Origin of the sequence: Streptomyces sp. M2CJ-2 (assembly GCF_016757295.1) — a bacterium.
In the GTDB taxonomy this organism is placed as follows: Bacteria; Actinomycetota; Actinomycetes; order Streptomycetales; family Streptomycetaceae; genus Streptomyces.
In genome coordinates this window covers 225,374-238,722 of the sequence record NZ_JAESIF010000003.1, presented here as the reverse complement: position 1 = coordinate 238,722, position 13,349 = coordinate 225,374, and the positions used below count along the sequence as shown (strand labels likewise).

Below are 13,349 nucleotides of genomic sequence, written 5' to 3'. Positions count from 1 at the left end.
GGCAACAAACCCGCTGATCAGGGCGTTGGCCGGTCAGGGTGCGTCGACCGGATCCTCGGCGGACCCCTTGGCGGACTCCTCGATGTCCAGATTGTCGATCACGGTCTGCGCCACCTCACGCCCGCGCTCGGTGAAGTCGCCCTTGCCCGGGTAGCTGATGGTGAGCTTGTACATGTCCTCGGCGGAGGTCATGTAGTAGAAGATCCGCATCTCGCGTGGACGGGGGTCCTGACTGTCGTCCGTGGTGTAGACGACGGTGTTCTCCGCGGCCTCCTTCCCCTTGTGGGTGAGGTTGGACTCCGGGTGCGTCGTCGGGTCCTTCGGCATGTCGAGGGAGTAGTCGCCGGTCTCCTTGAAGCGCTTGTTGTCGTCGTACATCTCGGCGGCGGCGGAACCCTCGATCTCGTTACCGGTGTCCTCGGCCTTCCGCTCGAGTGTCAGACCGACCCAGATGCTGCCGCTGTGGTCCGTGTACCTGACCCAGTGGTCCTGGTCCGTCTTCCGGTCGGGCACCGACCTCTGATAGCCCTTCGGCACCGACACGGACGCCGCGACGCCCCTCTCCTCGTGGGTCTCCCAGCCGTCCGGCAGCGGCCCCGCGAAGGGGTCCGCGATCACCAGGTACGCGGCCACCGCTCCGGCGACGACCGCCGCCCCCAGACCGGCCAGCGTCTTGTGGCCGATCCGGACACCGCCCTTGCCGCCGGACGCGGGCCCGGCCCCGTTGCCGAAGCCCGGGGAGTGGACGACCTGCGTGGGCGGGGGCGCGGGCGGATTGACGACGGCTTCCAGCAGCGTCCGGACCTGCGCGGCGTTCGGGCGGTGCACCGGGTCCTTCTGCAGCAGTCCGGTGATGGCCTCGGCCAGCGGCCCCTGCGCGGCGGCCGCCGGCGCGGGCGCGGCGTTGAGGACGGACTGGAGTGTCGCGGGCGTGTTGCTGCGGCGGAACGGCGAGACCCCCTCCGTGGCCGCGTACAGCACGACGCCGAGGGACCACAGGTCGGAGGCGGGACCGGGGCGCTGGCCCAGCACCCGCTCCGGCGCGATGTACTCGGGCGAACCGACGAAGCCGCCGGTGTCGGTCAGGTTGGTCTCGCCCTCGATCTGGGCGATGCCGAAGTCGGTGAGGACGACCCGGTCGTGCCGGCCGAGCAGCACGTTGTCCGGTTTCACGTCCCGGTGCAGGATGCCGGCCGCGTGCGCGGCCTCCAGCGCGCCGAGCACCTCCAGTCCGACCCTGGCCGCCTCGCGCGCGGAGAGGGTGCCCTCCTCCTGCAGGACGGCGCCCAGCGAGCGGCCCTGGACCAGTTCCATCACGATCCACGGCTGTCCGTCCACGACCGCGACGTCATGGACGTTGACCACCGCCGGGTGGTCGAGCCGGGCCGCGGCACGGGCCTCGCGACGCATCCGTTCGAAGGCGTTGGCCCGTTCGCGTTCGGGAAGATGATCCGGGACGCGGGGCTCCTTGACGGCGACCTCGCGGTCCACCGTCTCGTCCGCGGCCCGCCACACCGTGCCCATGCCGCCGTGCCCGAGCTTGGCGAGCAGCCGGTACCGACCGGCGATGAGCCGACCGACGCCGGGGTCCTGTGACGGCTGCGAGGAGGGCGGCGGCGCGTGGGGCGGCTGTGGCGGCGGTCCCTGCCGGATGTGCGGCTGCGGCGGCACCACCTGCGTGGGGGATGCGTACGGGTTGTCGGGATGCGGCATGGGCGCGGCCGGGTTCGGAACCCGGTCCGGGTTCGGGGTCGGCGGTTGCAGATCAAAACTCGTCGGCTCGTCTACCCCACCGTGGCGGGCTCCCCCGTGGCTGCTCATGCTCCATCCATATCGCGCCGACCCCTCACGGAGCCACTTCGAACACCGTCCGGTCACAGACCCGTGACGCCGCCTGCGGCTTATCTCCCGTTTACGCTGCTATGCGGCCGGTGACGTCGCGTCGGACGTCACACCGGACGGTGTGTCGGACGGTGTGTCGGACGGCGTATCGGGTGGTGCATCGGACGGCGCACCGGACGTGACAGACGCGCCGGGAGCCGTGGGGGCGGTCGCGGGAGGCACCGCTGTGGGAGACACCGTGGCCGACGGACGGCCCGTGCGGGACGGGCGTGGTGTATCGGACGGCCGGGGCTCGGGAGACTGGCTCGCGGGTGTCCGCGGTCCCGTGCTGGACGGCGTACCGCCCCCGCCGCCTCCGCCTCCGCCTCCGTCATGGTCCAGGAGCAGTGCCGCCGCGGACACTCCGGCGCCCGCCATCGCGGCGACGGCCAGCGCGGCCACGAGCACGCTCCGCGTGGGCTGCCGGACCGGGTGTTCCCCGGCGAGGCCGTCGGCCGGGCGCCCCCGCCCGGCCCCTCCTCCGGCCGCTCCTCTCCCGGCCCCGCTTCCTCCAGCCGTCCCTGCCCCGCCGGCCGCCCGCCCTTCGGCCTCCGCCGTCACGGCGTACCCGAGCGGCGGGTACTCCGGTGTGCGGCCCGTCTCGCGGAAGGCCCGCAGCATCCTCTCGGCCCGGTCCGCGTCCAGCCGTCGGTCGGGGTCGCGCTCCAGCAGGCCCCGTACGACGGGCAGGATCGGCCCGGCCTGCGCGGGTGGTCGTATCTCATCGGTCACGACCGCGTGCACGACCCCGCCGATCGAGTCCCGGCGGAACGGCGACTCACCGCTGAGCACCGTGCACAGCAGGGCGCCGAGCGACCACAGGTCGGACTCGGGGCCGGTCCTGGCCCCGGACATCCGCTCGGGGGCGGTGTACTCGGGCGAGCCGACGAAGGAACCGGACTCGGTGAGCGTGGTGGCCCCCGCCACCTGGGCGATCCCGAAGTCGGTGAGGACGACCCGGTCGGTGCCGCGCTCCAGCAGCACGTTCGCGGGTTTGAGGTCGCGGTGCAGGACACCCGCCGTGTGGGCGCCACGGAGCGCGCCGAGCAGGTCGATGCCGATGCGCGCAGCCTCCGCGGCGTCGACGGGACCCCGCGTGGCGATACGGTCGGCCAGCGATCCGCCGTCGATCAACTCCAGGACGATGTATGGACGTTCGTCGTCCTCGACGACATCGTGGACGATGATGATGTGCGGGTGGCTCAACTGGGCGAGCGCGCGTGCCTCCCGGAGCGTACGGTCCCGCTGTCGCCGGGCCTCCGCCGCGGAGAGCGTCTCGTCGAGGGGGAGTTCCTTGACGGCGACGTCACGCCCGAGTAATTGGTCGGTCGCCCGCCACACCACGCTCATGCCGCCGCGGCCGAGTCTCTCCTCCAGCCGGTAACGGCCCGCTATGACACGGGCGTTGTTCCGTGCCGTCCCGTTTCCGGGCTCCCCCTCGGTCCCCATGGGCCCATCATGCCCCACCGGATGTGTTCCCTCCGGTGGGCCTATTCGGCCAAGCGCGCCCGGCTACCGGGGTTCGCGCCACCCTTGCAGGATCGTTTCGAACTGCTTGCTCGTCGTGGCCCAGTCCTCGGCCGGGGCCGCCATGTAGAGCGCGTACTCGATCCCGTCGCGCGAGAGGTACATCTGGTCGACGGCCCGGTACGGCCCCGGGAACTTCGTGTCCTTGGGCAGCGCGGTCCAGGAGTACTCGAGTCGCGCGCTCTTGCGATCGCGGTAGACGCGGCGCTCCAGACCCACCTGCCGGTAGTCGACCAGCCGCTGTCCTATCTGCTGGTCGAGGTCTCTCAGGTGCTCGTACGGGTCGTCGAAGTCGGGGGAGTCGTCGGCGGCGATACGGATGAAGTGCTTTCCGCCGTCGGGCGTGTAGTCGACCTGGCGGGTCTCCTCGTCGAAGACGACCCGCTCCCAGTCCTCGCCGGGCAGGACGATGCTGAAGCCGAAGGGGTCGGTGCGGCGCACCCAGCCCTCCGGCAGGCCGTCCGTCTGCTCGGTGCCGTCGCCCGTACCACCGGTCGCGTCGGGCGTGGTCGTGCCGAAAGGCGCCGCCGAAGTGCTGCCGCCGCCCTGCGCGTTGCCCTCGCCCTCGTGCAGCAGCACCGCGGCGCTCCCGCCGACGAGTGCGGCCAGGACCACGACCAGGGCGATCAGGCGCGGGCGTCCGCGCCACCGGGTCCCGGCGGCCACGGCTGCGGAAGTCGGCTGAACGGCCGTGGCGCCCACACCCGTCTCAGGCCCGTACGGCGCCGGCACCGACGCGGGTGCGGGTGTGCCGACGGCCTGCGTCGGCACGTACATCTGCGCCGAGTTCGGCCGACGCCCCTCCGCGGCCTCGGCGAGCATCTGCTCGGTCGCCGCCGCGTCGGGCCGCATGGCCGGATCCTTGCGCAGGAGTGCGCTGATGACGGGCGCGAGCGGGCCGGCGTACCGCGGCTCACCGGCCTCCTCCTCGACGACCGCCTGCATGGTGGTCAGCGGGGACGTCCGGCGGAACGGCGATCTGCCCTCCACCGCCGTGTACAGCGTGGCGCCGAGCGCCCAGAGGTCGGAGGAGGGCCCGGGATCCTGACCGCGGATGCGCTCGGGTGCGAGGTAGTCGACCGAGCCGACGACCTCTCCGGTCCGGGTGATCGCCGTGTCACCCTCTATCTGCGCAATGCCGAAGTCGGTGAGCAGCACGCGTCCGTCGCCGCCGAGGAGCACGTTGCCGGGCTTGACGTCACGGTGCACCACACCGGCGGCGTGCGCGGCCCGCAGGGCGCGCAGCACCCACAGACCGATCCGTGCCGCCTCGCGGGGCTCGACACGCTCTCGCTCCTTGACGGCGTCGGCCAGCGAATGGCCTTCGACCAGCTCCATGACGATCCACGGGCGGCCGTCGTGCTCCAGCACGTCGTGCACCGTGACGACCGCGGAGTGGTTGATCCGTGCCGCCGCACGCGCCTCGGCGCGGGTGCGCGCCAGCAGCGTGGCCTGCTCGCTCTCGGAGACGTAGAGAGCGGCGGTCAGCTCCTTGACCGCGACGGATCGGTGCAGCACCTCGTCATGCGCGCGCCACACCCGGCCCATGCCACCGCTGCCGATGGCTTCGCCCAGCCGGTAGCGGCCCGCGACGAGCCGACCCTGTATCTCATTCACCTTGCCCCGCAATGGTCTTGACAACGTCAGGGTAGGTATCCGGGTCGGCCCTGGGAACCGAAGGGGGGCCATGGAGACCGCACTGTGATGGTTGTCGCTGTGCGGGACGGGAGGCAACCGAAGCGCCTGCAGAGGTATACGGCCCTCGGGCGCCTCCTCGCCGCTTCCCCGGTCAGCCGGTGAACCGGTACGTCGTCGACGCCTGCTCGAACAGCCGGCTCACCTCGTCCCGTTCGCCTTCCGGGCCACGCACCTGCACGACGTGGTACCGGCCGTCGATCAGCGCCGCGAGGTTGCGGACGTACAGCTCGCCCCCGTCGCCGCCGGTCCACGTGAACTGTCCCTCGGCCATGGTGAGTCCGCCCACCTCGATGGTCTTCAGCCCGGTGGACGTGGCCCAGCTGGAGTCGCGGTACGGCTGGAGCTCACGCTCGTCGTCCCGCTGATAGGCCATCGGGTCGTCGCCGTACTGCGAGGCACTGTCCCGGCCCGGTACGACGATCAGCTCGAAGTCGCCACTGGAGTAGACGACCTGGCCGCTGCCGTTCTTCCCGGTGCGCTGCCAGCCCTCGGCGACGGCGACCCGGAAGCCCTCCGGGTCCTCGCGCAGGGTGAAGCCCTCGACGGCGTCGGGGGCGGTGGTCTGCGTCTCGTTGGACGCGGCCGACTCCTCAACGCCGCCCTTCGGGTTCTTCGGGTCGTCCGGTTTCGTCGAGGAGTCGTCGACGCCCGGCGCTCCGCCGGCCTCCTGCGACGGGGACGTCCCGCCGATCTCTCCGGTGGCGCCGGTACGGTCGGCCCTGCCCGCGCTCCCGGTCCCCTCTCCGGCCTTCGGCATGAACAGGACGGCGTACGCGATCGCCGCGGCCATGGCGAGCAGCACCAGCAGGAGCAGGGTGCGGCCCAGCCGGCGCGGGGACCCCGACTCCTGTTTGGCCCGCTTGTGCCGTCCGTGGTGCGCGGGCAGTGCGGCGCGGCGCCTGCGCACCAGCTCGCCCCGGCGCCGCACGACGGGCAGCCGGCTGGTGTCGACCGGCGGTGCCGCTATGACGTGTACGCCGGCCTCCGGCTCGGGCGCCGACCGCACCAGTGAACGCAGCCAGCCGCGCAACTCCTCGAAGTCCAGCCGCTCGGTGGGGTCCTGACGCAGCAGTGACTCCACGACCGGCCTGAGCGGCCCGCACTCCTCGGCGAACGCGGGGGGTTCGGCGCACACCATCTGCACCAGTTCGGCCGTCGACTCCTCCGGGTAGGGCGCGTGGCCCTGCACGGCCCGGAACAGGAGCGCGCCCAGCGCCCACAGATCGGTCGCGGGGCCGATGGGCGCGGCCAGCTGCCAGTTCTCGTGCACGGGCCCGGCCTGCTCCGGTGCCCACCGCTCCGTCACGGGGCCGACGACGGCCATCCGCGCCTGGCGTGCCCGCTCGGCGGCCAGCGCGGTGGTGGGGGCCCGGCGCGTGGGTGTGTGGGCTGCCGGATCGTCCCAGCGGGCGGGCGGGGTGGCCCCGCCGGGCGGGGCGAAGCCTCCCGAGTCCGCCGCGCCGGTCGCGGGACTGGTCGCGGGGCTGAGCGCGGATGCTGACGTGGAACCGCCGGGCGGCAACGCGGCCTCGGGTACGCCGCGGGGGGCGGCGCCGGGCCTGCCAGTGGTTCCCACGCCGTAGGGGTCGGCTATCTGCCCCGGCGGAACCGCCCCGGTCTGCGGACCGGTCCCGCCGCCCTGTCCGGCGCCGGGCAGGGCGGCCCGGCCCGTCTGCTGTGCCTCCTGCACCCGGGCTGCGGCGCGGGTACCAGCCCGGTACGCGGCGATCGCCCCCGCGCGTGCGGCTCTGACGTCTCCGGCGCTGTCGACGGGCTGTGGGGCCGCCGCGGGGGAGGCGCCGTCGGCCGGGTTCGCCGCCCCGCCACCGGGCAACCGGCCGGCCCGCGCCTCTATGGCGGCCCGCCGCGCGGCGTCGGGGTTCGGGTCCGAATCGGCCGTGAAGCCGGGGGGCCACGACGGAGTGCCCCGCGGAACCGAAGCGCCCGTGCCCATGCCCGTACCCGTGGGCGCCACCGGTCCCAGCTCCCCGGTCGCTCCCGACCCCGGCACCGCGGCATTCGGAACGACGGCACCCGGAACGGGCGGACCCGAGGCGGGAATGTGCTCAACGAGGGGGTCCTCAGCAGGCACCGGGTCGTACCCGCACAGCGCCTCCTCCGCCGCGCCGACGGCGAGACCGGTGAGCATCACCCGGCCGTCGTCACAGACCAGCACCGTGCGCGGGGTGATGTTCCGGTGCACCCAGCCGTGCGCGTGCAGGACCCGCACCGCCATCAGGACGTCCGAGGCGACCTCGGCCGCCCGGTACGGAGTCAGCGGCTGCTCGGCCAGCAGCGCCGCCAGTGGTCGGGCGGACACCAGTTCGCTGACGATCCACAGGGAACCGCCCTCCGCGAACACGTCGAAGACCTGGTCCAGCCGCGGATGGTCGGGGATGGCCGCCGCGGCCTGCGCGGCCTCGACCGCGCGCCGCGCCACGGGGTCGGTGGGCCGTCGTGCACCCGCGCGGTCGCCGGTACGTCCGGCGGCCCGCCGGACGCTTCCGTCACGCGCCGTGAAACCGTCGGGCAGCCCCTCCGCGTCGAGCACCTCGGCCTCGACGACTTCCGGCAACGGCACCTGCCTGACCAGGACTTCCTGCCCACTGTAGGTGTCGAAGGCGCGGGTCTCGGTCAGTTCGTACTCGTCGGAGGGCGGCAGCGGCAGGCGGTAGCGATCGGCGAGAACTCGTCCCGCGTATTCGTCCACTGTGCCTCCCCCGGCAGTACGGTCGGTCGGTTCCGTTCGCCCGGCGGCCCGTTCCGGCTGCGTACGGGCCGCGAACACTCACGATACGTGCCGGAGGCAACCCGCAGAGAGGGGATGCCACATCTCACTCCCCAATCAAGCGGTCACCCATGCTCAGGACTTGGGTTCAAAGGACTGCGTCAGCACCTGCCACGTCTCCTTGCGCTGCTCACCGTCCCAGTCGGCGGCCTTCGCCGAATACATCAACGCGTACCCGTACCGGCCGTCGACGACGAACCCCCGGTCGATGGTCCGGTACTTCGTCCCCCCGTCCGCGTAGGTGAACTCCCAGTCGGCGGTGTTCCACCCCCGGTAGTCCACCGCCTCTATGCGGATCCTCTTGTACTGCGGGCGCACCATGTCGCGTTCCTGGTTCTTCCAGTCGGCCACCGGGTCGCCCTTCGGCGTGGACGTCCAGGCGACGAGCAGCCTCTGTCCGTCGGGCCCGGTGAAACGGTCCCCGGCCCCGTCCGTCGACCGGTACTTCCATCCCTCGGGCAGTCCGATCGAGTACCCCTGGCTCCCGTGGTGCGTCGCCTTCACCGCCGAGGCGCCGTCGTCGTCTCCGGCCGGGTCGCCGGCCTCGCTCTCCGCCGAACCGGCGTCGCCGGACTCCGGTTCCCCTCCCGTGCCGGTTCCCGAGTCCACCGACTCGTTCGCCGCACCGTCGGTACCGGTTTCGTCCTCGGCGTTCTTGGTGTCGGCCTCGGCCCCGGTGCCCTCGGCGTTCTTGGTGTCGGCGCTGGACGCCGTGCTGGAGGCGACCTTGTCCGTGCCGCCGCCCTTCGCCCCCGCGCCGTTCTCGTCGCCATCACTGCTGAGCACGATGGCCAGCACGGTACCGAGCACGGCGAGCACCACGACCACCGCGATGACGACCAGCGTCCGCCGCGGCACCACGTCGGTGAGCGACGCCTTCGGCGCGGGCCTCGCCGGCAGATCCGGCGGCGTCATCACGGGCCACCCCGAACTCCGCCCGCCAGAAGCCTGGTTCGACGGCCCGCCGGGTGCCGGGTTCGGCGTCGGACCCGAACCCGCACCGGAGCCACGGGTCGAATCCGGTGGGGAGACCGAGGCCGGCCCGGAGCCCAAGGGGGACCCCACAGCCGGCCGCCCATCGGTCCGGGTTCCGGCCGCCGCACCGGACGCCGTGGCCGCGGAGGCCGTACCGGCCGCCGAACTACGGTCTCCACTACCGGTCTTGGCGCGTGTCGCCGCCGCGGCACCGGCCGATCCGGCGGCCACCGCGGCCTTCCGCACGGAACGCATCGCACCGCGCAGCCGCTCCCCGGCCTCCTCGCCCCGCCTGCTTCCGCCACCGGCACGCCCATCGGGCGGTTCGGGCAACGGCACGACCTTCGTCGCGTCCGCCGGTTCCGGGTCGTTCCGCCTGCCCCCGGGCGCGTGGATCACCGCGCTCAGCATGGTCCGCGCGCGGGTGTCGTCGAGGCGCTGGGCAGGGTCCTTGTTGAGCAGCCCGTAGATGACGTCCCTGAGCGGCCCCGCGTTCCTGGGCTCCTCGAGCGGCTCGGTCATCACCGCCGTGAGCGTCGCGATCGCGGAACCCTTGTCGTACGGCGGCGCACCCTCCACCGCCGCGTACAGCAGCCCGCCGAGCGACCAGAGGTCGGCCGCCGGCCCCGGCTTGTGCCCGCGGGCCCGCTCCGGGGAGATGTAGGAGGGGGCGCCGACGAGCATGCCGGTCGAGGTGATGGACGGGTCGCCCTCGACCTGGGCGATGCCGAAGTCGGTGAGCACGACCCGGCCGTCCTCGGCGATCAGCACGTTCGACGGCTTCACGTCCCGGTGCAGAATGCCCTCTCGGTGCGCGGAGCGCAGCACGTCGAGCACCGCGAGCCCGACCTCGGCGGCACGCCGGGGCTCCAACAGGCCGTCCTCCCGGATGGCTTCGGCGAGCGACTTGCCCTCGACGAGCTCCATCACGATCCAGGGCCGGTCGTCCTCCTGGACCACGTCGAAGACCGTCACGGCATTGTTGTTGCGGATCCGCGCGATCGCCTTGGCCTCGCGCAGCGTCCGTGTGATCAGCCGCCGCTTCTCCTCCTCGTCGATGCTCGACGGGAACCGGAGTTCCTTGACGGCGACCGTCCGGCCCAGGGTCTCGTCCACGGCTCGCCACACCGTCCCCATGCCGCCGCGGCCGAGCACATCTCCCAGCCGGTACCGCCCGGCGAGGAGACGTGCGCTCTCGTCCTGACGGGATGTCCCCGCCCGCTCCGGCTCCGACATGCGTCCCCTCATGCAACCCGCCCTGACAGAGCCTTCATTGTCCCTCACCCGACAAGTGCTCCACGCCCAGGGTGCCCCTGGCGACGCCTCATGCCCGGCGCACCCGGAACCCGGGTGAAGGACGCGTTCCGCTGCCTTGCATGATGTCCTCCGACGAGAGAGGAACCGGGATGCCGCCGCCTCGGACGCTACTGGCCATCGCTGTGTCCGTGGCTTCGCTCGCCCTGGCCCCGAGTGCCTCCTCGACTCTGCCGGTCCCGCCGGCGGACACGCTCCTCCCGCTGCTGGTCACACAGGGTGGGGCCCCGGCGGCGGCCCTCCTTGCCCTGGGGGAGACCGGCCCGCGTTACGCCTCCGCCGGAGAGGGCATCACCCGGGCCGACCACTTCCGCGCCGGCAGCGTCACGAAGACGTTCATCGCGACGGTCGTCCTGCAACTGGCGGACGAACACCGCCTGTCGCTCTCCGACACCGTGGAGAAACATCTTCCGGGACTGGTGCGAGGAGCGGGCAACGACGGCCGCGCGCTGACCCTGCGTTCCCTGCTCAACCACACCAGCGGCCTGTACGACTTCGCCAAGGACACCGGTGGAACCGTCCCCGTCACTCCGCGTCAGGCACTGCTTATCGCGCTCACCCACTCCCCGGCCGACCCCGGCCGCTTCGCCTACTCGAACACCAACTACGTCCTGCTCGGCCTGGTCGTCGAACACGTCACCGGCCACTCGTACGCCACCGAGGCCGAGCGGCGCATCATCTCCCCCCTGCGTCTGACGGGCACCTCCTTTCCCGGCTCCCGCGCCTCTCTGCCCTCCCCGCACGGCCGCGCCTACGCCACCGACGGAACCGACGTCACCGAACTCGACCCGCGGGTGGCCGGCGCCGCGGGCGAGTTGGTGACCACGCTCACCGACCTGGGCCGCTTCTACGCGAGTCTGCTCGGCGGCGAACTGCTGCCCCCGCGCCAACTGCGCGAGATGCTCGACACCCGTGCCGCACACGGCTCGTACGGCATGGGCCTGTTCCCCGTGAAACTTCCGTGCGGCACCACCGTGTGGGGGCACAACGGACATATCTCCGGTAGTTACGTGCGCACCGCAACCACCGCCGACGGCGAGCATGTCCTCACCCTCCGGGCGAACACGGACGCGATAGCGGACCCCGGCCTCGTACCCGCGGTCCTCGCGGCCGAGTTCTGCCCTCGCACCTGATAGAACGCCCGGGTTCCGGACAGAGATCCCAGTTCACGACACTCGTTCGGGTGAAAGCGGCCTTCGAGCCCGGGGCGGCCTACATCGGAACGATGTCCGGCGCTCCCAGCCGTGCCGCGTCCGCCGTCAGGTCGTCCGGCTGGCGCTGCGACTCCCGTTCGGCCTCCACCCGCTTCTCGTAGTGCCGCACCTCGCGCTCGATCCGGTCCTCGTCCCAGCCCAGCACCGGCGCCATCAGCTCGGCGGCCTCCCGTGCACTGCGCGTACCCCGGTCGAACGTCTCGATCGATATGCGGGTGCGCCGGGTCAGCACGTCGTCCAGGTGGCGCGCCCCCTCGTGCGAGGCGGCGTAGGTGATCTCGGCGCGCAGGTAGTCGTCGGCCGCCTGCAGCGGTTCGCCCAGCGAGGGGTCCTGGGCCACCAGTTCCAGGACCTCCTCCGCCAGCGTCCCGTACCGGTTCAGCAGGTGCTCGACCCGCACCACGTGCAGTCCGGTGCGCGCGGCGATCCGCGCCCGCGCGTTCCACAACGCCCGGTACCCCTCGGCGCCCACCAGTGGTGTGTCCTCGGTGACGCAGGCGGCGACGCGTGCGTCGAGACCGTGCACGGCCTCGTCCACCGCGTCCTTGGCCATCACCCGGTACGTCGTGTACTTGCCTCCCGCGACCACGACGAGTCCGGGGACGGGATGCGCCACGGTGTGCTCCCGCGACAGCTTGCTGGTGGCGTCGGACTCCCCTGCGAGCAGCGGCCGGAGGCCGGCGTACACGCCCTGGACGTCGTCCCTGGTGAGCGGGACCGCGAGCACCGAGTTCACATGCTCGAGCAGATAGTCGATGTCCGCGCTGGACGCGGCCGGGTGTGCCTTGTCGAGGTCCCAGCCGGTGTCCGTGGTTCCGACGATCCAGTGCCGGCCCCACGGGATGACGAACAGGACGGACTTCTCCGTGCGCAGGATGAGCCCGGTCGTGGAGTGGATGCGGTCCTTGGGGACGACCAGGTGGATGCCCTTGGAGGCCCGTACGTGGAACTGGCCCCGCTCGCCCACCATCGCCTGGGTGTCGTCGGTCCACACTCCGGTGGCGTTGACGACCTGCTTGGCGCGGACCTCGTACTCCCCGCCGCCCTCGACGTCCCGCACCCGGGCGCCGACGACCCGTTCGCCCTCACGCAGGAACCCGGTCACCCGGGCACGGTTGGCGACTCGCGCGCCGTACGCCGCCGCGGTGCGCACCAGGGTCGCCACGAACCGGGCGTCGTCCATCTGGGCGTCGTAGTACTGCAACGCCCCGACCAGGGCGTCCTTCTTCAAACACGGGGCCACCCGCAGTGCGTGACGACGGCTCAGGTGCCGGTGCACGGGCAGCCCGCGTCCGTGCCCGGGGGCCATCGACATGGTGTCGTAGAGCGCGACGCCCGCCCCGGCGTACAGCCGCTCCCAGCCCCTGTGCTGCAACGGGTAGAGGAACGGCACCGGCTTCACCAGATGCGGAGCGAGTTTCTCCAGCAGCAGGCCACGCTCCTTCAACGCCTCCCGTACGAGGGCGAAGTCGAGCATCTCCAGGTAGCGCAGACCGCCATGGATCAGTTTGCTGGACCGGCTGGAGGTGCCCGACGCCCAGTCACGCGCCTCGACCAGTCCCGTGGACAGACCACGGGTCACGGCGTCGAGCGCGGTGCCGGCCCCCACCACACCGCCGCCCACCACCAGGACGTCCAGCTCACGCTCGGCCATGGATGCGAGTGACTCGGCGCGCTCCGCCGGTCCCAGTGTCGCTGTCCTCACCGCTGCCTCCCGCTCATCGGTCGCATCGGCCGCACCCGTGGGGCGAAGCCCGGTTCCCCCTCCCTCATGCCCAAATTCTGGCCGGGTTGCCCGACCACAGCCACCGCGCACTCCCAGCCTGTGGACAACCCTCGCGGCGACTCGACGAAACTCGACCGACCAATACAGCAAATCGGTCATATTTACTCCTAGTCTGACATTGCGCTCGCTCGTTCTGTCCACAGGGCTTGCGCGCCTGTCCCGCTTC

7 protein-coding genes are annotated in these 13,349 nt (G+C 72.3%); 1 reads left to right on the top strand and 6 read right to left on the bottom strand.

Features of this window, described 5'->3' with window-relative positions; translation table 11 throughout:
• Positions 1-33: 33 nt before the first annotated feature.
• The 5 genes from JL475_RS05470 to JL475_RS05450 form a co-directional block, all read right to left on the bottom strand.
• A complete protein-coding gene (locus JL475_RS05470; protein WP_202275896.1) occupies positions 34-1,821 on the bottom strand; it encodes a serine/threonine-protein kinase in 1,788 nt (595 codons plus the stop codon).
• A 99-nt stretch (positions 1,822-1,920) separates the two neighbouring features.
• The gene (locus JL475_RS05465) at positions 1,921-3,330 is read right to left on the bottom strand and encodes a serine/threonine-protein kinase (RefSeq protein ID WP_202275894.1); all 1,410 of its coding nucleotides are present in this window, start codon (positions 3,328-3,330) and stop codon (positions 1,921-1,923) included.
• 63 nt (positions 3,331-3,393) lie between these two features.
• Positions 3,394-5,016, bottom strand: coding sequence for a serine/threonine-protein kinase (locus tag JL475_RS05460; protein ID WP_307824979.1), 1,623 nt, complete (start codon positions 5,014-5,016; stop codon positions 3,394-3,396).
• Between the two features lie 181 nt (positions 5,017-5,197).
• The gene (locus tag JL475_RS05455) at positions 5,198-7,816 is read right to left on the bottom strand and encodes a protein kinase (RefSeq protein WP_202275890.1); all 2,619 of its coding nucleotides are present in this window, start codon (positions 7,814-7,816) and stop codon (positions 5,198-5,200) included.
• 153 nt (positions 7,817-7,969) lie between these two features.
• Entirely contained in the window at positions 7,970-10,105 is a 2,136-nt protein-coding gene (locus JL475_RS05450) for a serine/threonine-protein kinase (protein WP_202275888.1), read from the bottom strand.
• Between the two features lie 170 nt (positions 10,106-10,275).
• Between JL475_RS05450 and JL475_RS05445 the strand changes: the two genes are divergently transcribed.
• Positions 10,276-11,316, top strand: a complete 1,041-nt coding sequence (locus tag JL475_RS05445; protein WP_202275886.1) for a serine hydrolase — start codon at positions 10,276-10,278, stop codon at positions 11,314-11,316.
• Positions 11,317-11,395: 79 nt separating this feature from the next.
• Here the strand turns inward: JL475_RS05445 and JL475_RS05440 are convergent, their stop codons facing one another.
• Positions 11,396-13,102 (bottom strand): glycerol-3-phosphate dehydrogenase/oxidase, encoded by a 1,707-nt coding sequence (locus tag JL475_RS05440; protein WP_202275884.1) that lies wholly within the window; start codon positions 13,100-13,102, stop codon positions 11,396-11,398.
• Between the last annotated feature and the right edge of the window lie 247 nt (positions 13,103-13,349).

Excerpts from the sequence above, each read along its gene's own strand:
- JL475_RS05470 (WP_202275896.1), bottom strand. The coding sequence starts at position 1,821 with ATGAGCAGCCACGGGGGAGCCCGCCACGGTGGGGTAGACGAGCCGACG.
- JL475_RS05465 (WP_202275894.1), bottom strand. The coding sequence starts at position 3,330 with ATGGGGACCGAGGGGGAGCCCGGAAACGGGACGGCACGGAACAACGCC.
- JL475_RS05450 (WP_202275888.1), bottom strand. The coding sequence starts at position 10,105 with ATGTCGGAGCCGGAGCGGGCGGGGACATCCCGTCAGGACGAGAGCGCA.
- JL475_RS05445 (WP_202275886.1), top strand. The coding sequence starts at position 10,276 with ATGCCGCCGCCTCGGACGCTACTGGCCATCGCTGTGTCCGTGGCTTCG.